Annotated in this window: 23 protein-coding genes; 5 read left to right on the top strand and 18 right to left on the bottom strand. The window is 38.4% G+C overall.

Annotation, left to right across the window (positions count from 1 at the left end; genetic code table 11):
- Positions 1 to 5: 5 nt before the first annotated feature.
- Positions 6 to 1,844, bottom strand: coding sequence for a sensor histidine kinase (locus tag ACERJO_RS00650; RefSeq protein WP_247105186.1), 1,839 nt, complete (start codon positions 1,842 to 1,844; stop codon positions 6 to 8).
- A 318-nt stretch (positions 1,845 to 2,162) separates the two neighbouring features.
- On the opposite strand from ACERJO_RS00650, the gene ACERJO_RS00645 reads away from it, so the two are divergent.
- Both ACERJO_RS00645 and ACERJO_RS00640 read left to right on the top strand, forming a co-directional pair.
- On the top strand, positions 2,163 to 4,208 hold the full coding sequence (locus tag ACERJO_RS00645; RefSeq protein ID WP_373646266.1) for a sensor histidine kinase: 2,046 nt from the start codon (positions 2,163 to 2,165) through the stop codon (positions 4,206 to 4,208).
- 4 nt (positions 4,209 to 4,212) lie between these two features.
- The gene (locus ACERJO_RS00640; RefSeq protein WP_373646265.1) at positions 4,213 to 4,899 is read left to right on the top strand and encodes a response regulator transcription factor; all 687 of its coding nucleotides are present in this window, start codon (positions 4,213 to 4,215) and stop codon (positions 4,897 to 4,899) included.
- Positions 4,900 to 4,968: 69 nt separating this feature from the next.
- Here ACERJO_RS00640 and ACERJO_RS00635 read toward each other — a convergent pair whose 3' ends face one another.
- The 5 genes from ACERJO_RS00635 to ACERJO_RS00615 all read right to left on the bottom strand — a co-directional run bounded on the left by ACERJO_RS00635 (position 4,969) and on the right by ACERJO_RS00615 (position 9,748).
- Complete coding sequence (locus ACERJO_RS00635) at positions 4,969 to 5,688, bottom strand: IucA/IucC family C-terminal-domain containing protein (RefSeq protein ID WP_373646264.1); 720 nt, start codon at positions 5,686 to 5,688, stop codon at positions 4,969 to 4,971.
- A 9-nt stretch (positions 5,689 to 5,697) separates the two neighbouring features.
- Complete coding sequence (locus ACERJO_RS00630; protein WP_373646263.1) at positions 5,698 to 6,519, bottom strand: ABC transporter ATP-binding protein; 822 nt, start codon at positions 6,517 to 6,519, stop codon at positions 5,698 to 5,700.
- Positions 6,520 to 6,534: 15 nt separating this feature from the next.
- The gene (locus ACERJO_RS00625) at positions 6,535 to 7,575 is read right to left on the bottom strand and encodes a FecCD family ABC transporter permease (protein ID WP_373646262.1); all 1,041 of its coding nucleotides are present in this window, start codon (positions 7,573 to 7,575) and stop codon (positions 6,535 to 6,537) included.
- A complete protein-coding gene (locus ACERJO_RS00620; protein WP_247105180.1) occupies positions 7,568 to 8,584 on the bottom strand; it encodes a FecCD family ABC transporter permease in 1,017 nt (338 codons plus the stop codon). The genes ACERJO_RS00625 and ACERJO_RS00620 overlap by 8 nt, the downstream gene beginning before the upstream one ends.
- Before the next feature lie 138 nt (positions 8,585 to 8,722).
- Complete coding sequence (locus ACERJO_RS00615; protein WP_373646261.1) at positions 8,723 to 9,748, bottom strand: ABC transporter substrate-binding protein; 1,026 nt, start codon at positions 9,746 to 9,748, stop codon at positions 8,723 to 8,725.
- A 635-nt stretch (positions 9,749 to 10,383) separates the two neighbouring features.
- On the opposite strand from ACERJO_RS00615, the gene ACERJO_RS00610 reads away from it, so the two are divergent.
- The 3 genes from ACERJO_RS00610 to ACERJO_RS00600 all read left to right on the top strand — a co-directional run bounded on the left by ACERJO_RS00610 (position 10,384) and on the right by ACERJO_RS00600 (position 12,931).
- A complete protein-coding gene (locus ACERJO_RS00610) occupies positions 10,384 to 11,349 on the top strand; it encodes an iron-siderophore ABC transporter substrate-binding protein (RefSeq protein WP_373646259.1) in 966 nt (321 codons plus the stop codon).
- 199 nt (positions 11,350 to 11,548) lie between these two features.
- Complete coding sequence (locus ACERJO_RS00605; RefSeq protein ID WP_373646257.1) at positions 11,549 to 12,355, top strand: AraC family transcriptional regulator; 807 nt, start codon at positions 11,549 to 11,551, stop codon at positions 12,353 to 12,355.
- Positions 12,356 to 12,484: 129 nt separating this feature from the next.
- On the top strand, positions 12,485 to 12,931 hold the full coding sequence (locus ACERJO_RS00600; RefSeq protein WP_247105175.1) for a carboxymuconolactone decarboxylase family protein: 447 nt from the start codon (positions 12,485 to 12,487) through the stop codon (positions 12,929 to 12,931).
- A 107-nt stretch (positions 12,932 to 13,038) separates the two neighbouring features.
- Here ACERJO_RS00600 and cntE read toward each other — a convergent pair whose 3' ends face one another.
- From cntE to ACERJO_RS00540, 12 genes are all read right to left on the bottom strand, one after another.
- Positions 13,039 to 14,223 (bottom strand): staphylopine family metallophore export MFS transporter CntE, encoded by a 1,185-nt coding sequence (gene cntE / locus ACERJO_RS00595; RefSeq protein WP_373646256.1) that lies wholly within the window; start codon positions 14,221 to 14,223, stop codon positions 13,039 to 13,041.
- Positions 14,224 to 14,241: 18 nt separating this feature from the next.
- Complete coding sequence (locus tag ACERJO_RS00590; RefSeq protein ID WP_373646255.1) at positions 14,242 to 14,988, bottom strand: ABC transporter ATP-binding protein; 747 nt, start codon at positions 14,986 to 14,988, stop codon at positions 14,242 to 14,244.
- Positions 14,975 to 15,802: a staphylopine uptake ABC transporter ATP-binding protein CntD gene (gene cntD, locus ACERJO_RS00585; RefSeq protein WP_373646254.1), complete on the bottom strand. Its 828-nt coding sequence runs from the start codon at positions 15,800 to 15,802 to the stop codon at positions 14,975 to 14,977. Before cntD ends, ACERJO_RS00590 begins: the two co-directional genes overlap by 14 nt.
- Positions 15,803 to 16,699 carry a staphylopine uptake ABC transporter permease subunit CntC gene (gene cntC, locus ACERJO_RS00580; protein WP_247105171.1) on the bottom strand — a complete coding sequence of 299 codons (897 nt, stop codon included), beginning with the start codon at positions 16,697 to 16,699 and terminating at the stop codon, positions 15,803 to 15,805.
- Positions 16,700 to 17,632 carry a nickel/cobalt ABC transporter permease gene (gene opp1B / locus ACERJO_RS00575; protein WP_247105170.1) on the bottom strand — a complete coding sequence of 311 codons (933 nt, stop codon included), beginning with the start codon at positions 17,630 to 17,632 and terminating at the stop codon, positions 16,700 to 16,702.
- Between the two features lie 21 nt (positions 17,633 to 17,653).
- Positions 17,654 to 19,264: a staphylopine-dependent metal ABC transporter substrate-binding lipoprotein gene (gene cntA, locus ACERJO_RS00570; protein WP_483867197.1), complete on the bottom strand. Its 1,611-nt coding sequence runs from the start codon at positions 19,262 to 19,264 to the stop codon at positions 17,654 to 17,656.
- A gap of 57 nt (positions 19,265 to 19,321) precedes the next feature.
- On the bottom strand, positions 19,322 to 20,617 hold the full coding sequence (locus tag ACERJO_RS00565; protein ID WP_373646253.1) for an opine metallophore biosynthesis dehydrogenase: 1,296 nt from the start codon (positions 20,615 to 20,617) through the stop codon (positions 19,322 to 19,324).
- A gap of 17 nt (positions 20,618 to 20,634) precedes the next feature.
- On the bottom strand, positions 20,635 to 21,450 hold the full coding sequence (locus tag ACERJO_RS00560; protein ID WP_373646252.1) for a nicotianamine synthase family protein: 816 nt from the start codon (positions 21,448 to 21,450) through the stop codon (positions 20,635 to 20,637).
- Between the two features lie 27 nt (positions 21,451 to 21,477).
- Complete coding sequence (locus ACERJO_RS00555) at positions 21,478 to 22,311, bottom strand: histidine racemase CntK family protein (protein WP_373646251.1); 834 nt, start codon at positions 22,309 to 22,311, stop codon at positions 21,478 to 21,480.
- A gap of 159 nt (positions 22,312 to 22,470) precedes the next feature.
- A complete protein-coding gene (gene csaA / locus ACERJO_RS00550) occupies positions 22,471 to 22,800 on the bottom strand; it encodes a chaperone CsaA (protein WP_247105166.1) in 330 nt (109 codons plus the stop codon).
- A gap of 64 nt (positions 22,801 to 22,864) precedes the next feature.
- Positions 22,865 to 23,296 (bottom strand): ATP-binding cassette domain-containing protein, encoded by a 432-nt coding sequence (locus ACERJO_RS00545; RefSeq protein WP_247105165.1) that lies wholly within the window; start codon positions 23,294 to 23,296, stop codon positions 22,865 to 22,867.
- On the bottom strand, positions 23,293 to 23,952 hold the full coding sequence (locus ACERJO_RS00540; RefSeq protein ID WP_247105164.1) for a TetR/AcrR family transcriptional regulator: 660 nt from the start codon (positions 23,950 to 23,952) through the stop codon (positions 23,293 to 23,295). Before ACERJO_RS00540 ends, ACERJO_RS00545 begins: the two co-directional genes overlap by 4 nt.
- Positions 23,953 to 24,113: the final 161 nt, after the last annotated feature.

Here is a 24,113-nt window from a genome sequence, read left to right as displayed (position 1 = left end):
CTCCATCACTCATTATGAATTGGTATACGAACCGTTACAGTTGTTCCAACCTGATATTGACTATCTATCTCCAAACCTCCGCTTTCCTGATAGCTTAATGTCAATCTTTGATGAACATTAGATAAGCCAATATGAGAAGAATTCACTATGATCCCTTGAATCGAATCCGTTTTTTTATAAATTGTATCTTGAAGCTCTTTCAGTTTCGTTTTAGTCATTCCAATCCCGTCATCAATTATTTCGATCAATAATTCGTTAGGTTCTTTTCTGGCACTGATATTGATGGTTCCTCGAGAACCTTTAGGCGTAATCCCATGCTCGACTGCATTTTCTACAATCGGCTGAAGAATTAACTTAAGAACAGGTAGATTAAATAGGCTTGAATCTATGTCGAAATGACAATCTACTTGATTAGGAAAACGAATTTGAATAATATTCAAAAAAGCTTTTACATGATTTATTTCTTCTTCAAGTAGTTTATATTTATCATGATCTATGCTATAACGAAACATATCAGAAAGTGATTCGCTCATTTCAGACACTTCCTTTACATCATAAACCTCCCCAACACATTTCATCGTGTTTAATGTGTTATATAGAAAATGAGGGTTAATTTGCATTTGTAATGTTTTCAACTCTGATTCTCTATTCAGTAATTGTAGTTTCATTTGCCTTATTTCAGAAACATATACTTTATCACGAAGCTGTTCTAACCGCTCAATCATCCGATTGAAGGCTCTCATTAACATACCAAATTCGTCTTCACGTTCTAACGGTACACGTAGCGATAAATTGCCTTCTTCCGCATATTTCATATAATTTTGTAACGTGAATAGCGGTCTTGTAATCACCCTAGCCAAGTATTTAGAAAATACGAAGATAATAACCAATGACGTAACAGCCATCAAATAAATCCCATTCTGAATGGAACTTATTTTCCCCGATACTTCATGAAACGGTACGACCCCAACGTATCTCCAACCTGTATTCTCTGAAGTATTAACGGCTATCAATGTTTGTTCTCCACCTAAATCTACTAATTCATAGCCACTTTCTTCTTTCAATATATTGAACTTTGGTAAGTCATTTATTAAAGTCTCTGTCACCTTGTCATGTTCAAAAAGCAATTCTCCCTCTTCTGAAAAAATGGCTACATACCCTGTATCACCTAAATGTATTGAATTACTCATACTCGCAAAATAATCTGGATCAAAATTAAACAATAAGGTTCCTCTCTCTTTATTCAATTGATATAACCTTCCTCCAAACGTCACAACATAATCACTGTTATAATAATCAGATTTATGAGGCTGATATAAAAGAAACTCTTTTTCGTGAACAATTTTTTGGTAAATAGGGTCATGATGAAAATCATGATCCAGTTCAATTTGGTGCCACCAGCTTGCAAAGACAGGATTAACAAAATCTTCACTATAATAAATAACACCCCCGTGATCATTAATTAGAAACACAGACCATAAATATTCACGATGTGAAACAATGTTTCTCAAAAAGTTACGTAAATCAAGTTGCCATGATAAAGATGTAGGCTCCGTTTGGTCCTTTAAATTTAAAAACCGCTGAACATCCGGATCAAAATGCACAATTCTAGAAAGCGCTTCCATTTCCCCGATGAATGAATTCATTCTTAAATCTACCTGACGTGATGTCTCAACGATATGACTCCCCAATTCTTCTTTTAATGCTTGAGTAGAATTGACATACATAAATGACGAAACGAACACTAAGGGTAACAAACTAACAATATAGAAAGTAACTAGTAGTTTCGGATGAACTAGAATATTACTTGTCCATTGATCAATCTTATTTATTAATTTATTCATAAGTTCACACCCTTTTTAAACAATCTTTTCTTCTATTCTACATAGCATACTGTATAAAAATCATTAGAAAATATTACTCTATTCAAATCATAATGTCATTAATTCACTTCTATTAAAGGAAACTCTCCTATAAACAAATAAGTACCGGACTTTCATTCATCCTACACTGACCCACCCTCCTCCAGATCACTCCTCTTTCAAATTCCATCTTTGTTAAGGATTACGTCAAGTAGTTCTGTTAGACTTCATTCCTCTATAAATTTTCGACATATTTCATGATATGATAGTAATAATTGTTTATATTTGGGGGAATCTTTTATGAAATGGCTACACATCGCACTAATTGTAGCATTTTTTATGATATCTGCTTTTTATTCTAATGACCATGCCAAAGCAGAAGCCACTGTTCAAAAAGGGGTCATCGACTTGCATACTTGGGATTCTCTTAATGAAACTATCGATTTAAGAGGAGAGTGGGAATTTTATTGGGAAGAATTATTGGAGCCTAGCGACTTTGATGACGCATCTCGTTCGTCTCAATACGTTCACGTCCCTGATTTATGGGCCACATACTCGATAGCGGGTGCACCCCTATCAAGTCAGGGCTATGCAACTTATCGATTAACATTTATATTATCTAATGAACAAATCGAGACAAACTCAACATTTGGTCTTTATTTTAAACGTGTTGAAACGTCCTATCGGGTTTGGATTAATGGAGAAGAGAAGGGGGGAAATGGCACGGTCGGTACGACCTTAGATGACACTACCCCAAGAAATTATCCTCAAGTCATTTATTTTGAAGCACAACCTGGAAATAACGAATTAATTATTCAAGTATCTAACTTTCACCATAGACATGGTGGGATGTGGGAAAGGCTTCATTTAGGCACCGCTGAGACGATCACATATATAAGAACTGTCAATGTCGCCATGCAATCGTTTGTCAATGGCTTATTCATCATGATGGCCATTTACTTTATGTTCATATATTTCTTTAGAAAAAGAGAAAAGACTTCACTTATTTTTAGCTTCCTATGCTTCTTTATAAGTATCCGAATTAATATCTTAGGTGAATCGACTGCGTTGTACTTATTCCCCCATCTACATTGGGAATGGGTGTCCAAAATGGAATATTTGTCCGTTGCCTTTGCTGCCATTATGCTCGTTTTCTTCATTCATTATGAATACCCAAAAGAGTCGAATCGATTCATACCTATTATCATTAGTATTATGTTACTTATTTTCTCTATCTTTGTTTTATCGACACCAGCTATCATTTTCACAAATTATATTTTTATGTTTACATGGTTTATGCTCTTTCCAGCTATTTTATATACACTATACATATATATTGTTTCCGCCATCCGGAAAAGAAAAGGCTCTATTTCAAATGCGATTGGTTTTGCCTTTTTCTTTCTATTTGCTCTTAACGACATATTGTTTTATAACGATATTATTAATACAGGAGATTATTTATCCTATGGCTTATTAATTTTTCTATTCACTCAATCAATCAATCTCTCATCACGATTTTCAAAAGCATTAAACGATGCTGAACAATTATCTAACAAACTACGGCAATCGAATGAACGACTTGAAGTGAAGGTGGAAGAACGAACAGCTAAATTAAAGCAGGCAGAAATGTTTCGTACTCAATTATTATCAAACATTTCTCATGAGCTAGGTACACCTATCACCTCGATCAAAGGTTATTCAAAAGCATTGCGAGACGGCATTATTACTCAAAATGCTCCTAAGTATGCGAATCGGATATACGAAAGAACGATTTTATTAGAAAGGTTAATTGACGACTTAGTAGAACTGACTAAGTTAGAAACGAGGCAAATAGACTTTCAGTTTAAAATCACAGATGCTCGTTCATTTTTCAAACTATTATTTGAAAAATACGAATGGGAGGTACTAGAAAAAGATCTTCATTTCTCATTCGAGGAAAGTAACCCATTCCCATCTACTCAACACGCTGAAATGGTCATCGACCCTTTTCGAATCGAACAAGTATATTCGAATTTACTAACAAACGCCATTAAATTTTCACCTGTAGGAGAGGCGATTCGAGTTATTCTCGAATGGCAACATCCTTCTCCAACGAAGGCTGGACAAGTCATACTTCATATCGTCGATTCTGGCATAGGGATAGACCCATCTGAGCATGAACTTATTTTCAAACGATTTTATCAAACAAAAAAGGAAAAGGGCTCTGGTCTTGGACTTGCGATCTCCAAAGAGATTGTTGATTATCATGAGGGTGAATTACATGTAAATAGTGAATTAAATAAAGGAAGCGATTTTTATTTTTCCTTACCGGTACAGTTTATAAATGAAGAAGAGAAAAGAGAGTGATGAAGTGGGAGCAACCAATATTTTACTCATTGAAGATGATGCAGACATTGCAGAACTTGTCACAATTTATTTAAAGCATGCAGGCTTTCAATCATCAGTCGCTTCTAATGGGGAAATGGCATTTCAAATGCTAGCTCAATATGATTATCAGTTAATCATTTGCGATATTATGCTTCCTGATCGTGAGGGAACTGAAATCATTAGAAGCTTTCGCGAATACTCAACGACACCTGTTATCTTCTTGAGTAGTAAAAAAGAAAGCGAGGATATCCTTAACGGCTTTCAGCTAGGTGGTGATGATTATATTACAAAGCCCTTTGATCCAGATATACTAGTGGCAAGAGTAAAAGCGCAGCTAAGACGTTCTACCTCCACATCTCATTCAAACGTGTGGACAGATGGTCAACTGGAGCTCCATTTCCGTAGCTTAGAAGTCAAGCTAAATGGAAACGAAGTCCCTTTATCTACGAAAGAGAGGCAGTTACTCTTTCATTTAGCTCAATACCCAAACCAAGTTTTTACAATAGACCAGCTTTACGATCGAATTTGGGGTCTAGAAGGAATGAGCGATACTCGAACAGTTATGGTTCATATTCATCATTTAAGAAAAAAATTAGAAACGGGTCAGTCTCGTTATATTATCACGGTAAGAGGCCTCGGATATAAATTCAATTCCATTACTGATGAATAGCGCATGTTTAACCTCATGAGAAGAGAACGTTTCCTCCCTCATGAGGTTATCACAATCGACTTAGATTCTTCACTTTTTCACTGGACACACCTGACAATAGCTTACCTTTCCACTCTTTTCCTTTAAACGATAGTACATACAGCATGTTTGGCGAATGGGATTACACTGAAGCTCTTTTCCTATTTTCATATACGGTTTAATCGGGTTTTCCTCCAACTGAAAGAGCACCCCGTCTGCTTCTTTCAAAAATTGAAAATCTTCATAGATCCTTTGTTGCTTTGTTTCATTTCCAGCAGAACCATCTAATGCCTTTCGATAAATCGAATTGATCCGTACGGCGATGTTTTCCCATAAGATGGTCTGTGGTATTCGGCTAACACGTTGTAGAGCTACTACGACTGGTGTAAGATGGTTAGCAAATAGCTCCTGAAAAACTGCTGTACGCCACTCTTCACGGTTAGCATGTGCTTCTTGCCATGGACAATCGTCTTCATTTATACATAGTGCCCGTTTTTCCGTTAAGGCACACGCTTTCATCGGAAAGCACGGCGCACCATTCAGTTCAACCATACTATACAAAGTTGAACTTACGACTAAATAAGCATATCGCTTTGACAACATTGATGCAGCCACCGCCAAATTTGGTGCATTCAGCTTCTCTTTTTGATTTTGCAAATAAGCAAGTGCTTTCTCCTCTTGAAGTAAATCGATCGTTGAAATACTTATGTCACTTTCCCCTAATCGCTTTATGTCAAAGCTATCTAATCTCTCTATTACACTTGTACTCATTTTGGCCACCTAAGACGTCTTTCTCGTACTTGTTGTCATATCTCGATACCTACCTTTACCATGGGGAATACATAAAGGCGTTCCAAAGAGAGGATCTTCTATAATCTCACATTCCATCCGAAATACATCCTTGACCAATTTGGGTGTTAACACCTCTTCTGGTTTTCCTTGTGTATACACCTTCTTATCACATACAGCCACTATTTGATGAGCATATCGGCAAGCCAAATTAAGATCGTGTAACACCATCACAACTGTGCGCTTCTCTCGTTCATTCAGATCAAATAAGAGATCAAGCACATCAATTTGGTGTGTCATATCTAAGTAAGTCGTTGGTTCATCTAATAAAATGATATCTGACTGCTGAGCAAGAGTCATCGCGACCCAAGCACGCTGCCGTTGTCCACCTGATAACGATTGAACAGGACGGTCGGCAAACTCCTTTAAGTTCGTCACTTCAAGAGCTTCATCAACAATTCGTTCGTCTTCCTTCGACCACTGCTTTAACCACGTTTGATGAGGAAAACGGCCTTGCTTAATCAATTGCTGTACAGTCAATGAATCCGGAGCAATTGGACCTTGTGGTAAAATAGCTAAGCGCTTTGCCACTTGCTTTGTTGATAAGCTACGAATGTTATCGCCATCTAATAGAACGTCTCCCGCTTGGGGCTTTAATAGCCTTGCGAGTGAACGAAGCAGAGTCGATTTTCCACTCCCATTTGCTCCAACAAAGACCGTAATTTCTCCAATTGGTATTTGCAAATCTAACTCTTCGATAATAAGTCCCTCACCATAGCCTAATGACAATGATTTCGTCTCAAGAACACTCATGTCTCTCAGCTCCTTCTACATATTTCGATTACGATATAGCAAATAAATAAAGAATGGTGCACCAATGCCGGCAGTGAAAACACCTGCTGGAATATCCAATGGTACAAAGGCCGTACGTGCCACCGTGTCAGCAATAATGACAATCATTCCACCAATAAAGGCAGAAATGAACACAAGACTCGCAAAAGATCGACCTGCCAGCATTCTGGCTATATGAGGCGCCATTAAGCCAACAAAGCTAATTCCACCTGCCGTAGCCACGGCAGCTCCTGCTAGTGCGACACTAACAAATAACAACATAAATCGATGGAGCTGAACGTGTATCCCTAAACCGACTGCTACATCATCTCCAAGCTCCTTCACATCGACAACTCGTGAAAAGAACAGAGCAAGTGGTATGAAAATCAACACCCATGGTAGGATAAGATACACATCTTGCCAGTTCGCCCCGTATAAGCTTCCCGTCATCCACAAATATGCTCTCGTTACAGCCATTGTATCGCTTAGGACGATCATCATTGTCGTCAATGCACTCATCGTCGCTGCTACTCCAATTCCAATTAGAACGAGGCGAATGGGTGTGACACCTTTCTTCCATGAGAGAAAATAAATCACAACCGATACGATCGCTGCACCTAAAAAAGCTGCTAACGGAAGCCACTGCATACTAACCGCACCTGCGAAGAGCACAATAAATGTAAGTGCACCAACTGTTGCACCACCTGTTATACCAATGATGTCTGGTGAGGCAAGCGGATTACGTATGATCCCCTGTAATATAAGTCCCGATACTCCAAGAGCTGCTCCAACGAAGAAGGAAAGAACAATTCGAGGCAGCCTTAATGTGTGTAAAACAAAATGATGTTCCTCAAGCCCAAAGCCGAATAAATGCTTGATCGAATGGAACGGATGAATCAACGAGCTTCCAACGGACATCGATGTAATAAATAACATCATCGTAAGGGCAACGAGCGATAGTAAGACGATAAATGGCTTTTTGTATATTTGTATAGATACCGACTCTGACTTCGTTCGAAATGTGAAATACTTAGCCATTCTTCGACAACCCCCTACGAGCAATATAAATGAAAAATGGCGTACCGATCAAAGCCGTCATCACACCGATTGGCATCTCCTGTGGCATAATCACAAACCTTGCCGCCACATCAGCTAGCAATAACAGACTAGCTCCGCATAGCATACTAAAGGGGATGACCCAGCGATAATCATAGCCTACGACACCACGCACCATATGCGGAACAATTAAACCGATAAAACCAATTGATCCCGCTACTGCAACGGAACCGCCTGCAAGCAAGATAACTACGATACCGATCAACATTTTCACTAATATAACGCGCTGTCCTAGCCCCTTCGCTACATCCTCACCAGACTGCAACAAATTAATGGACTTCCCTAGAAATAAAGCAATCAGCATCGCAGCAATCATATAAGGTAAAATAGGCAAAAGCATATCCATACTTCTCCCTGAAACAGAACCAGCCAACCAAAACAAAACACTCTGAATACTTTGCTCATTTAACACTAATAGCCCTTGTGTAAATGAAATAAATAGTGCTGAAATCGCAGCTCCAGCTAAAACAATTTTGATAGGCGATAAACCATCTCTTCCAAGTGAACTTAAAAAATAAACAAGTGCACTGGCAACCGCAGCTCCTAAAAACCCAATCCACATATAGTGCATTAACGATTGTACAGATAAAAAAGCAGCAGAAAACACAATAAAAAAGACCGCTCCTGCATTGATCCCAAAAATATCTGGTGCCGCTAATGGATTTCGCGTTAACGCTTGCATAAGCGCACCAGCCACAGAAAGACTAGCACCAACAACGGTTGCAATAACCGCTCTAGATAGCCTTGAAGTCGTCACAATAATATGCTCTGTGTTTGACTCATCATAATGTAAGAAAGCATCTATCGTGACACTTAATGGGATAGAGGTTTGCCCAAAAGCGACACTCAAACAAAAGGAGCTAACAAATAAAATAAAAGCGAAGGCCAAGCCTATCCATTTAAAAGGTGTATTCACCGCCATGACATACATACCTTCCTCCTCACAAACTCTTACAACAAAAATAACAACAAAGCCACGGAAAAGGTTTCATTACCTTTGTCCGTGGATTCTGCATAAACGCGCGGGAACACTCAAGCAATCGTTCCCTACCCTTTTATGCACCAGTCATTATTGTTCTAACTCAAACCGCTCATAAATATCATCAAGCATTAAATTCGCTGACAAAATACCACCAGCTAAATTCCAAGTAATTTCATCAACCACAAACACTTGATCTTGTTGAACAGCATCCAAATTATCCCATAATGGATGACTCGTCCATTCATCAAAGCTCTGCTCAACCGCACCTTCCGTATGATCATAGAAGATATAGAAGACGTCTGCATTCATTTCAGGAATACTCTCTTTATCTGTTAGCATTAAAATATCCTCATCATCTTGACGGCCTTCAGGAGAACCAAAGCCAAGCTCTGTTAAAATCGAACCAGCAAAGCCAGTTACATATATACGCGCATGATCCGCTCTAAAGTTCAATACAGAAACAGAAAACGGCCACTCATCTTCTAATTTTTCTTCCATTTTGACTTGGAAATCAGCCACTCGATTGTTCCAATCTGTTAGAATTTCATTCGCTTTCTCTTCCTCACCTGCTGCTTCAGCTAATAATTCAACTGACCCTTTGAAGTCAAACACCGTTTCATGCACGACAGTCGGAGCAATATCTGAAAGCTGCTCATACACTTCCTCATGACGAATTTGTGAAGCGATAATAAGATCAGGATTCAACTGTGCAATCTCTTCTAAATTAGGCTGAGTTTCTAAGCCGACAACCTCAACATCATTTAACGCATCACCGAAGTAATCGTAGAATGGCTGCTGATCCCATGACTCCACTGCTCCAATCGGCGTAATCCCTAATGCAACCGCCGCATCTGTTGCTCCTTGATACAGTGTAACAATGCGTTCTGGCTTTCCGTCAATTTCGGCTGTGCCTAATGCATGCTCAACCTCACGTATACCTTGACTCTCTTCCTCATCTTGGCTATCCTCTACTTGCTCATCACTTCCATCCTCATCTGGCGATTGAGCAGCATCTTCTCCACCGCACGCCGCTAAAATGAATAAAAATGATAAAATAAGAACAAATAAACGACTACTATGTACCCCTTTTTGTGAAAATGCCACTTTGGACATGTTCCCCACTCCTCTTTATGTATATTGATAATAATTATCACTGTCATTTATTTTAAGCGACAGCTTTCATTGTGTCAATGAGAATTTTTATCATTATTATTTTCAGTACCTATGATTTGACTGACAATGTCTCCACTCGTTGCTCGCTTGATACAAGAAATTCACTCTTATCAAGCTTTTCAAAATAGGAAACAGTTTCGCATATCGCTGAAAGGGGCCCTCGGTATCTACTTTCATCCTCCTTAATTGAACCTCATTCCGTTATTTCCTTCATAAAGCCCTTTTTGACCACCCTTCCGGAACCTCATTCCGCTATTCGACCTTTTGTGCTTCACTTTTCTCTTCTTTTGGAGTATTAGCGGAATGACGTTCCACATCGTACGCATAAACCGTGTATTTCTTCCTATTAACGGAATGAGAATCCGTTTGGCATAACAACGGCCTTATTGAAGGTGGAACGATGCGACGTATGGAGCTAAACACCCACGATACAAATACGTCTTCCTCAATTACATTTGAATAATCCATCCTTACTTATTCAGATCGTCCATTGAATTACAGGATAAAGTCGTCTATAATATCATCGACATTGATAATCATTTTCAAATAAAAAAAACGAAGGTTAGGTGTTTACATTGAAGACTCGATTTAGCATTATTCTATTATTAACTACTGCACTAACTCTATTATTAATAGCATGCAGTTCTCAATCTTCTACTACAGAAGATGAATTAGAAGATACAAATTCTAATATAGGTCGTCATAGAATTGTCGTAGACCATAAAGGAGAGCAGACTTTACCCGAACACCCTGAACGAATAGCAGTCACTTACTTTTCATTAACAGAGCTTCTGCTTTCATTCAACCACCCTCCTGTCGGGGCAAATTACTTTGACGACTTTGTAGCCAATTTCAAAGCACTTCAGCCCTACTACCAAGGAACAGAGATTGTTGATATTGGTAGCTACAATGAAATCAACCTAGAGAAATTACTTGATCTGAATCCCGATCTAATATTAGCAGCAGGTTCTGATGGAGATGCTTCGGGAAATGACCAGATTTATACTCAACTAACTCAAATCGCACCAGTATTTTTCATTGATTCTTTAAAGGCAAATGACGATTGGCAATGGGCATTGCTTGAAATTGGTAGGGCCCTGAACCTTGAGAAAGACGCAGAAGAGATTATTGCTCAATATCAAAACAATCTAAATGATGCCAAAGATCAATTATCCGATTCAAATGAACAGACAGTATTATTTGTCGATGTGCAAGACAATGGCTTTTACTTATGGGGAACAGAACGATTACATTACTACAATGATCTTGAATTAACAACTCCTGAACCTTTTGATGGTACGTCTCAGGAAATTTCGCTTGAAGGGATAAGTTCATTAAATCCAGACCATATCTTTATACACAACCGTTCCGATGTCGAACTAGAGCCTAGATTAAAAGAATTAGAAAACAGCACCGTTTGGAATCACATACAAGCCGTGCAAAACAATCACATTCATTTGCTCGAAAGCTCCGCATTCTCTCCTGGTCCAATTGGGATAACTTACGGAATTGAAACCATTATCAATGCTTTAAATCATTAACATTACTACTAATTCTCCGTGCAAGCTGTTTAGTTAGAGCTTTCCTTGATTAGCATTCTTTTGCAAGGAAAGCTTATTTTTTTAAGTTCATTTGCCACCCATCTCTTCACGATCATGTCCCTCTAATTTAGTTGAGATTTCTCCTAAGCAATTATGTATGATAGTATTTGATCATAATGATCGTATAAGGGGTAAAGCAATGGTGAAACTAGATTCATTAACTTCATACTATTCAAGAGGCTTATTTTTTGTTTCAGATGTATTTTGGTGCACTCTTGAAGGAGGATATTCTAATTTGAACTTCAAAACTCCTGCTGCTGGCTTTTTGTATGTACTTAAAGGAGATGGAAAATTTACTTTTGATGGGACAGAATACAGTGCTACGCCAGGAACCATTTTACACGGTGGGTGTCAAATGAACTTAGATTATGAAACAAGCACAAAGACAGACTTCGAATATTGTTTAATCCATTATACTTGTGAAGCTGATACAGTTGATAAATACGTCAAGTCACACTATAAATTACAAGTGCACCTTAACCATACATTACTCGAACTATTAAAGTCTCTTCATACAAACTCTGTTGCGTCTGGACCCCTTTCTACATTTCGTTCTAAAATCCTATTTTATCAGTTATTGTATGAATCCATTGTTTCTTGTCAAAACGAATCCCATTCGAATGAGCAAACAGATATGGTTCATGATGCCGCCCGCTATTTCCAATTGAATTATAGTAAATCAATAACGTTAACTGATATGGCTAATCGATATAACGTCAGTCAAGGTTTTTTTTCATCTCAATTTCGATATTATAACGGACTAAGTCCGATTAATTATTTGATTAAATTCCGAATCAAAAAAGCTAAAGAATTACTTACGTTCACTCATCACTCTGTTCTCGATATAGCTAAAGCAATTGGATATTCAGATGTATATTATTTCAGCCGACTATTCAAAAAGCATACCGGGATGTCTCCAAGTGTTTATCGCAACCATCATAAATAACGCTAACGTAAAGCATTCATCTATGCAACTTTATTTTCCAGAGAAATATTTCTCTCAATAATGTCACAAATTCCCCTGTTCGTTTGTCATATATATTGCAACAAACTATTTTTAGGGAGAGTGATAGCATTGACTATTCGAATCAATCATCAAAAGGTCCATCCACAAATTTTCAAAACGATGATGAAGCTAGAAACCTTGATTACTGAAAGTGGACTAGATCCAACACTGTACAGTCTTATTAAGATGCGCGCTTCGCAGATTAACGGCTGTTCCTTTTGCATCGATATGCATGCGAAAGAGCTTCAAAAGAAGGGAGAAAGCCTCGACCGTATCTTATTACTGACCGTCTGGCGTGAAGTTTCTAACTATACGGATGAAGAGAAAGCTGTACTAGAATTAACGGAATGCGTGACAAGGGTAGCTGAAGAAGGAGTCCCAGACCATGTTTATAAGAACGTCCTTCAGTACTACTCCGAAAAGGAATTTCTCACAATCATCATGGCTATTAATACGATAAATAGCTGGAATCGCTTAGGTATCTCTACTGGAATGTTTCCTGGCTGTTTTTTATAGAAGAAAAACGCGATAGCGTCTATTTCTTCCTCGAATTTTATCGTTTCTTAATCTTTTAACAAAAGAAGACCTCCAATTACACGGAGGTCCACCCTTTACATATTTTTTCACTCAACAAATTCCTTCCTCCGCTCATAAGCGAACCCTACCATCAGTAAACCTAATACCGCACATATGATGTACATCAGCGGGTATGAGAATAGATCAGCTAGCGGACCCATAATCACTCCCCCTAACGACACACCTAAATCTGCCATCGCAATAAATAGTCCCAATAGCATATTCCGACTTGATCGGGGCAAAACAAATGATAAGTATGTTGTTAACGTAGGATATAATAAAGCCTGAGCAACTCCCATTAAGATAGCGCCAATATAGAAAACGATGGCCCCACCAATTGCTGATAATCCTACACATAAGGACGCTATTGTTAAAAGTAGCATCGTTCCCATCATAAAAGTAGAGTGCCACTTCCCGTCTGAAGGAATTTTGCTTTTTAATGTAAACCGCGCAGCCACTACTGTTGCCGCTTGAAGCATAAGGTAAATTCCCGCATTCCCACTCTCTAGTTGCATGGCATAAAGTGGAATGAAGGTCGTAATCGCTCCAAAAACAATAGATGCAACAAGCATAAGTACGCTGCATTTAAATAAAAAGGGATTCTTCACTAGCTGACTATATGAACGAAAGGTAACTGCCTTCCGTTCATTACTCTCATTCGTAACGCTTGCTTGCTCGCTTTTTTCTATTTTCGCACTATAGCCAACGAACCCTGTTATAACAGCAATCGCAACCATAATAACCGTAAAATAATTCATTCCCTCTTGCCAAATACCTATCGCCAACAAGGGTCCAATAATACCAGGAATATATGAAAATAGAGAGTACAATGAGATACCTTGCGAGCGTTCCTTATCTGGCAAGGCATCAATGATGCCTACTTGTAGCGCCATCGAAAAAAAAGCAGTAGACACCCCTTGTAGCATCCGTGCAATTAAATAACCGCCTAATCCAGTAATTGTATATAATAGCAAGGCAACCCCATTAATGATCAAAATAATCCTCAACACTTTTATTGGCCCATGCCGCTCAATCATTTGGCCTGCCCATGGACGAAAGAACATCGTTGTAAATAAATATGCCCCCATGACCACACCAATCGTCGTATTGCTAGCTCCTAAGCTTTCCCCTTGTAATGGAATAATGACATTCAGTATAGCGTTCGCACTGAAATAGAGGAGAACTAACACATACAAACGTAAAAAAGGCCAAGACATTGCTCCACTAAACATGACTTTCTCCTTCATTTATTAAAATGTAATAAGTGCCCTTAATAACCTTCGCGCATATTCGGATTGAACATTGCCCAATTCCTCGACCTTCACAACTTCTTCAACTTGACCATCTTTAAAAATCATCACCCGATCACATATGTAAGCAGCCGCTTGAAGATCATGCGTAATAAAAATGTAGCTCATATTGTAGACTTCCTTTAACTCCTTTAATAAGTCAAGCACTTGTGTTTGCACGGAAACATCCAACGAGCTAATCGCCTCATCTAATAAAAGACACTTAGGCTCAGTTGATACTGCTCTTGCAATACAAACTCTTTGCGCTTCACCCCCTGATAGCTCATGTGGGTATTTACTTTTATAGGATGGATCTAGTCCAACTTGAAATAATAGATGGTCAATCTTCAAGTCAAGGTCTCTTTTATTTTTAAAATGTGGGATAAGAGATTCCTTAATAGCATCATATACAGTAAAGAACGGGTTAATAGACGATTTATAGTCTTGAAATACAGCACTGATTGCCCCTCTTCTCACTTTTCTATCGCCTACATCCTTTCCATGAAATAAGACGGTTCCACGGTCAGGCTTTTCAATCCCAACTAATAAACGTCCTAATGTTGATTTACCACTACCACTTTCACCAATGATTCCTAAACACTCTCCATCCTTACATTCAAAGCTAATACCCCTCAATACATGTTGCTTTCCTTTTGAAAACAAGCCGCCATTTTTATAGGATTTTTCAACATGGTCAACTTTCAGCAACTTTAGCCTCTCCTCCCATAATTCGCTCAAAGTGTTGGCTCAACGCTAATCTAGTCCCTATTAAATGTTTCGTATAATCATGCTGCGCCTCAGAGAAGATCGCTTCTGTTTTCCCTTTCTCGATAACTCTGCCATCCTTCATAACGAGAACATCATCCGCTATTTTTCGTACAATGCCTAAATCATGCGAGACAAAAATCATAGACGTATGCATTCTCTTTCTTAATTGAATGAGTTGCTCGACCACTTCAAATTGTGAGATCGTATCTAATGCTGTCGTCGGTTCATCAGCAATAATGACGTCCGGTTCTAACACAATAGCAAGAGCAATCATGATTCGCTGTAGCATACCTCCTGATAATTGATGAGGATATTTATTCAAGACTTCGATCGGATGCTTCAACCTCACACTTTCCATTGCATTCTTCATTTTTTTTATCATTTGGTCACTAGGCATATCAAAGTGCTCAGTCAATGTTTCCTTTATATGAACACCGATCGTACACGTCGGGTCAAAGGCACTCATCCCATTTTGTAAAATCATGCAAATGCTTTTACCTCTTATTTTTCTCATTTCTCTTTCAGCAAGATCATTTAGCTGTCTTTCTTTATACTTGATTTGGCCTGACTGAAATAGCGAAGCTTTATTCAATTTCATAATTGCTCTACAAGTGACTGATTTTCCACTCCCACTTTCACCGACAATAGCTAGACATTGACCTTCCTTTAAACGAAAGGAACTATTATGCACAATGACCTTTCCCGTATGAGCATCCCATACCTTAAGGTTCGAAACATCTAATAGATTAGCCATTTAATTAGCCACCCCTTTCCCTTGAACATTTACTTCTGAGAGCACTTCCTTCTTGTGCGGATGATCGTTTGATTTCATCAACTTAGGATCTAAAGCTACTTGAAGGGCATCGGACAAGAAATTGAAAGCTGATACAACAAGCATGATCGCCAGCCCAGGCGCTATCATTAATTCTGGCCTTGTGAACATGACATCCCTAGCTTCATTTAACATCATGCCCCATTCAGCGTTCGGTGCTTGTATCCCTAACCCCAAAAAGGAAAAACCTGATATTTGTAAGATCATCGAGCCAATCGCACCACTAGAAATAACCGCAATGTCTGCAAAGCTAACTGGTAAAATGTGCTTATACATAATTCTAATAGGACTCATCCCGACTGCCTTCGAGTATTTTACATAGTCTAAATCAACGTATTGCATAACCGATGTACGAATAATGCGCGCAAACCAGGCCCACTTAATTAGAACAAAGGCAATTAAAATATTCTCTAGGCCAACTCCTAGAATTCCGATAATCGCCAAAGCCATCACATATCCAGGAAAAGAAAGCATCGTGTCACACATTCTCATAATGATTGCATCGACCTTACCTTTAAAATAGCCTGCTATAAAGCCTAATACCATGCCGACCAAGACAGAAATCACTAATGCAGCTAAGACCGCTAGCACACTCGGACGTATTGCATATATCAACCTTGATAATACGCACCTACCTAAATGATCATTTCCTAATAAGTACGTCCAAGACATTGGAGCGTATCGAAGGCTCATATCGACTTCATTTGGGTCATGTGGAGCAACAATCGGAGCCAATATCCCCGCAACCATCACACCTACAAGCAAAATTAGAGACATTGTGGCTATCTTATCTTTACTAATACTCTTCAAAACATTCATTTAAAGATCATTCCTTAGCTTCGGATTCATTGCGGCATTAATGATGTCAGACAACGTATTAAACAAAACAAAAGCGACAGCTAATATAAGGACGTATGCTTGAATAATAGGGAGATCTCTACTCAAAATGGAACGAACACTAAGACTTCCTAATCCAGGCCATGCAAAAACATTTTCAATGACGACCGTGCTTCCTAATATAATTGGTATCGCCATACAGAAGATGGAAACTGCAACTTGTAATGAATTTCGTACGATATGCTTAATGACCTTCCTCTCCGTCCATCCGCACGCTCTACCATATAACACGTAATCTTCATTTAAGTTAGCTAGCATCGAGCTTCGTACAACACGGAAGTAAATACCGGCATAGCTAATCACGATAATGATAACAGGTAAAATATAACTTTCGTATGAATCCATCCCATAAGTCGGCAATAAGTCTAGCTTTACAGAGAAATACCATATCATAAGCGAAGCCAACCAATAGGAAGGCATCGCCGTTAGAAGAAAGGAAAGCCCTCTTACTGATTTATCTATTGCTCTTCCTTCCTGTAAGGCGCATATAACACCCACTACAATCGAAATGAAGATAATCGCGATCGAGGAGACGAGGGTGAGCTTGAATGTATTCAGAAACGCCGGACCAATTAAAGACCAAACAGGCTGGCCCGTCACATAGGAGTGACCAAAATCTAGCTTTAAACAAGCGATGACCCATTCGATATAACGTATAAAAAATGGTTGATCCATCCCTAGTTCTTCCTTTGTCTGAGCAATTAACTCCTCGGTTATCTTCGGTACCCCTTGAGCCTGTAGCACCACTTCAGCAGGATCTAAAGGAGAGAGGTTAATTAAAATAAACGTTAAAAATGAAATAACGAGCAGTAACGGAATCGTCATCACGATTTTCTTAATGATGTAGCTCCCCATTTAAATTCTCCTTTTCATCAATCACTCAAACCTCATTTGCTCAAAAGGCAGCTCAAATTGTGTTTGTCTAAATGAAATATCTGTTAACTCACTCGGTGCAACGACTGTCATGCTTCCATTTGAAATCGGGATAAAGACGGCTTCTTCATGAACAATCGTCAAAATGTCCGCATATAAATCACTTCTCTCCTCCTCATCCATCGTGACCATTACTTCATCAATCTTCTCGTATAACTCATCCACTTGCTCAATCCCACTTGTCGTGTGCATATACGCTGTTTCCGATTTAAAAGCAGATATCGTACTTTGTGGATCATACGCTAATCCCCATGTTTGGTTGAATAATAAGTCATAATCACCTGTTGTTCGTCTGTTTGCAATAGACGTTGATTCTTCACCAAAGATGTCCAATTGAACGCCTACGTCCTTTAATGTACTCTGAATAAATTCAGCTTGTGTTTTTTGCGAAGGTGAATTGACATCGTAATACAGTAGCATCGCTAATTCCTGTCCATCCTTCGTTCTAACTTCAGCGTTACCTTCCAATAACCAACCTGCTTCCTCTAGAATTTCTTTTGCTCTTTCAACATCGTAGCCCCGCTCTTTCAACTCGACATCTGCGTAATGAATATTAGAGGAAAACAATGTATGAGCTACCGTTTCCGTATCGCTAAAAATATCCTTTGCAATGGTTTCTCGATCAATCGAATACCAAATCGCTTCACGAACAGCCGATTCATTAACAGGATTATCAACTCTACTACTATTAGCGACAATCATTTTCGTATTCATCGGTTTACTTCTAGTAATCTGATAATCACCTGATGCTACTAATTGCTCCATTGCTTCTACATCAATACTGTCTGCACCACGATCATCTGTAAAAACAAAATTAACCTCGCCTTTTTGTAACGCTAAAAAGGTTGTCTCACCTGCTGGTAGAACTTGTGAGGTAATCGTCTGAATATGAGGTGTAACTCCCCAATAATTCTCATTCGCCTCAAAAATGGCATACTCATCTGTTTTATACTCAGATAGCATATATGGTCCTGTCCCATTGTAGCCATCTACACCATCCTTCGTCCCACCACCAATAAAGTCATTAGGCGAAGTAAAGATATAAGGTCTTGTCATCGATAATTCTACAAGAGTCGGATAATAGGCTTCTGATAACGTTATTTCAATCGTATATTCGTCTAACACATCGCATTGTACGATCTTTGTCGATAATTGAATCCAAGCATGGGTCTCGGCATTTTCCTGGATCGCTTCAATGTTTTGTTTAACAGCCTCAGCATTAAATGGCTCCCCATCGTGGAACGTCACATCCTCTCTTAAATAGAACGTATACACGGTTCCATCATCAGAAATATCCCATGACTCAGCAAGCAATGGTTTAATCCCCTCTTCCGTATTTTCAACTAATGATTCAAAGATCTTTCCTTGCGCAGGCATCGAACCTGCATATAAATGTGGATTCAAGTCGTTAATATCATTAGCTGCTGCATAAACTAATTCCTGTTCTTGTTCCTTTTCCTCTCCACTCGTATTTTCTGATGTCTCAGAGCATGCAACGAACACCGAAACCATCATGACCATAAAAATAGTTACCTTTAATCTCTTTACTAACACGTACGATCTCCCCTTTTCATTTAAACTATCATTTTATTAAATCAAAATTATTACGATTTAATTCGCATACTGATCTATTTCTTCGCAAATCATTTGCACATCATCATGAAACCTTTGAACAACAAATGCATTCGACAACCGCTTCTGACTATGGGCCTTTGTCACTTCTTTTATCTTTATCTCATACGTTTCAACGAACTTATCAATGGTTGGACTACTTAACCCTAAATATTTCGCAATTCCTTGTATGATCTTAATTCGATAGTAATCCTCCTTTGGCATTCTTGGAATGTCTAGTTCCCCTTCTCGATTAACAAACATTTGGCGAATCGGAACAGCTGAAAAATCAAAATACTTTCCCTCTTTATTTGGTTTAGAAAACGGATCGATTAATAACGCGCTATACCGTATGTACAATAAATATTCCTGATGAATGACTTGGAATTGTGGGAAGCTCTCAATATCATGTCTTGATATACTTTCTGGCCTTACCGGGTAGTTGTCATCGATCATAAATTTAAGGAGGTTTATTTCTTCTATTCCAATTTTATTTAAGATATTCATAATTTCTTGCCAATGAGTGCGTAAATCGCGAATTAAATTTTGTGTGATCGGCCCTTCAGGAAACAGTTTATACACATATTTCATTACAACGCTTTCTTCAAAAATAGCCTTTAGCGAAAATGGGTTCATAAACAATGGCGGGTGCACATACAACGAAATATTTCGTGTTTCCGCCTCAATTGGTGACCTCATCTTCTCTAACGTAATCCCTAGCTGCTGACATAAGCGATCTAATCGATCAATCGTTTCCGACGAGTTAGACGTTGAACCGATAAAAACCTTCTTCTTTAACGCTGTTGTTAATACTTGATTAGATGGATTATTCGTCAACCAGCGGGTATCTCCAACATATGTAGAAAAACTAATTACCTCTACATTTAAATGCAAACGATGGAAAAAGCTCTTCACTAAAAAGTTCGACCCAAAGGTTGGAGAAATTAAAATGATGCATGTAACGTCCCTTATTATTCCAGTATCTATCTGCTGTAATACGTCCATATATGCATCTGTCGTGACAGAAAGAATAAGTGTATCCCATGTACCTTTAATCGTTTCATACCCACAAAATACTTGATCAATTGAACATTCACCTTGCATGCTCTCGTCTTTTTGATTTTGTATATGAGCCTGAAGACGATTTTCGTTTCTCTCAAGAGCTGAAAAAAAACCTTCAGAACGGACAGAAGTTCTCCCAACAATTCCAACTTCGTCGCAATGAGCATATTTTTTTAATATAACTGCTAGTTGAACCGAGGTAGGACCTGTTCCTAATAGTAAAACTCGCTTCATCATAATGGTCTCCTTCCTTACATATCAAATGATTGATTAACCCTTTGGTATAAGGCAATATCAAATACTTGCGTCGGTCGCAAAATTTGTTCAACCATTCTCCACTTGCTCGTGTTAACTTCTTGTAAAGGATAATTGAAAATCGACTTCAATTGATTACCAAACCTCATCGCAACAACGACATGTTCAGCCGTTAAATCATACAATTGCTCCAATATATCGTATTTGCTTGCCACAGTTGAGCTGAAGATGATATGAGTTAACTCTTTTGTACAATCAAGGTTTTCAACGAAGGTATTTTCTAAACGAATACATAAATCATGACCAAGCTTATCAATTACTCTTCTACCGAGATCAATGGCTTCCTCATCGATATCAATTCCAACAACCTCTGCCCCCGTCTTTTTTGCAATGAGAAGTGGAGTCATAGGAAACGCCCCTGACCCAACTAACAATACTTTTGAATCAGCTGTCACATGAAAATGACCAAATTCTTTTTCAATACACGATTCAATATTTTTAAAATAATCGGCTATATCAACCTCTCCACCATCTAATAGCCTTAATGCTCGGTATTTCTCTAGTACAGCCACACAACTAGCTGAGTTCTCTCTTAATTCAGCAACTAGGGGATCTAGCTCACTCCATTCCTGCTGTTCTAGCTGTTCCCATCTTTTCTTGTGGTCTTCATCGATGACAAACGAAGAATAAGCATCCATTAAAAGCTCTAATTCTGAACTATTAAGTAAAGTACGGTCATACAGACTTGCATATTCACCAAATTTCTCCCTGAATGGCTTCAAATCATCTTGAATTCGTCCAATGGCATTCATGATTCTCACCCCTAATAAATTATGATGTTACAAATCAATAAAGGCCTTACCTTCTGCTACTATTCCAACTGAACCTTCAATGCTAAGTCTCGTGATCTTCTCGTTATCAACCATTGCCAGCACTTTCATCGTTCCACCTGGCTGCTTAACCTGCACTTGAACTGCTCTCTTTGTTTTCCAAGCAAGGTAAGCACCTATTGAGGCTGTCCCTGATCCACACCCCCTTTCCCATATCATGCTGTCTATATGAGGCACATAAATCAGTGGACTCATTTCATTAGTTGTTGCTTGGTAGAGCAAAATGCCAATAACCTTTGCCCCTCCTGCTACCCCTAGCAACCTAGCTAATGATTCAGCCTTTTTTTTCATAGATTCATTACATTCATTTATTTCCATGACAATATGTATAAATTCGTCATATCTTACTATCACGATCTCTGTATGCTCTCCATCATATTCAATCGCTTTTTGTTCTATTATTTCAGGAGATGGCATTGTCACTTGGCAATCGTAATGGTCTGTAGTTTTTATTACGTTACATCTTATTAATTCTTTTGTACCAGACGCGTTTAAAACGATTTCTGTCAAATCTTGCTCATCTACTAGTTTCGTTGATGCAATCAACGAGGCCAATGCCATACATGCATTTCCACAAAATTCACCACCTGCCATATTCAAATGAGCAGCAGCTTCTTTAGTAGTTGCTTGTTCGATAAATCCTACTTGTTCAGCGTATACGCTATCATATGACATCAATTTAGTAGCAATACGAGGATGTAACTCTCTTGGATGATTCGTTTTTACTAGAATCGTCATATTTTGTGTTGGGTTTAATTTAATGAATTCAACTTCCTGTTTCATCACATCCCTCTTTTCACCAATTAAATAATAATGATTACGATTTTCATTAAATTATAGCATAAAATTTGGTAGTGTCAATATTTGGTTCTTGGTCTTTACAACAGAAAAAGTGCCTCAGACTTTCTCTTCTGAGACACCTTTTCTTGACCGATTATTCCTTTATGAAATGGGTGTACCGTTCTTAACAGCTTCATCTGGACGAAGAAGAACGACATCTCCATCCTCAGGCACACCTCCAACAACTAGCACCTCCGATTTATACCCAGCAATCCGCATAGGAGGAAAATTTACGACAGCGACGACTTGTCGCCCAACTAGCTGTTCTGGCTCGTACCTTCTCGTAATCTGAGCTGATGACTGTTTAATACCTCCCTCTCCAAAGTCAATTTCTAATTTGATTGCAGGCTTACGCGCCTCTGGAAAAGGCTCAGCTCTTACTACTGTTCCAATTCTCATATCAAGCTTGTTAAAATCATCAATTGTAATCATCTTCTCCCTCCAATTTCCTTTTTTAAACAGTATAACTGATTTAACGGTACAAAGGTACTTTTAACTAAACAGTGATTAATTGAAAAATACCACTAAGCAGTGCCAAGATCCCCAGTCCCAAACAAATTGACCCTACTATCATTATACGTTTGCTCTTATCATCCTCTTGAATACCCATATAGGAAAGATGAATGCGTAAATTTGATTCAGCTGATAAATGTTCATAAAATACAGGTGTTTCAATCATACTCCCTATGTTCCTTAATATGTCCTCTCTCTGTTTGCTACCTTCCATCCCGCAAACTTCAATCTTGCCCGTCGTAGGTGAAAGAAGCCCTGTTATTATTTTGAAAACAGTTGTTTTCCCTGCCCCATTTGCACCTAAGAAGCCATAAATAGACTTTTCTTTAACAAACATATTACAAGATTTGATGATTTCCTTACCATTAAACGCTTTAGTCAAGTTTTCGACTTTTATAGCCGCTTGGTGACTCAAGCTTCCCCACCACCTGAATACAAATTCTTCAGAAACTTCTCAGTGTCTTGGACCATTGAATCGCTCATAATATCTACTCCCATTCGTTTCATCATTAATTGCAAAAATGTCAATCGACGATGTAATTGCTCCTCATTGCACTCCATAATTTGAGGGTCACACCAAACATTTAATAATAAAAAGAATACTTCCGAACACTCATATGGGTAATCAGTTGTTATTGACCCATCTCGGTTTCCTTCCTCTATAATTTTTGCAAAAATAGGCGCACTTTTGTTCACAGAATCCTTCATCATGGAGACAATAAAATCACTACTTTTTATTTGTGTACTTAAAGCTTCATCAAGAGAGTGTGCTTCTTGGTCTTTTAAGTCCTTTTCTAAGAGGCCTGTTAATTTTTCTTTTGCTGATTGTGCATCGATTTCATTGATCCAATCATTTACTGTTTGTTCGACATTGCTATATTTATTTTCTTTAACGGCCTCAATGATTTCCGCCTTAGACTTAAAATGATGATAGATCGCCCCCTTAGACATTCCAATTGCTTCACATATATCTCTTATACTTGTTTTTTCAAAACCTCTTTCAATAAATAGCTTAGTTGAAATGGCAATAATCTTTCCCTTCGTTTCCTCGGATTTATATTTTCGAGTCATTTTACCCCTCCTACATACCGGTCGTCCGGTATGTATAATATTTCATATTCACCTATTTTTGTCAATATTTATTTATCACCTTAACCATTCGTATTGTAAAATTATAAACATGGACGAGTCGAACCAAAATATATATTCAGATTGTTCTATCCCGAAATGGT

Source organism: Halalkalibacter sp. AB-rgal2, assembly GCF_041821005.1.
Classification (GTDB): Bacteria; Bacillota; Bacilli; order Bacillales; family Bacillaceae_D; genus Halalkalibacter.
Note: the sequence above shows the minus strand (reverse complement) of the source record. Positions and strands in the feature narration are given on the sequence as shown.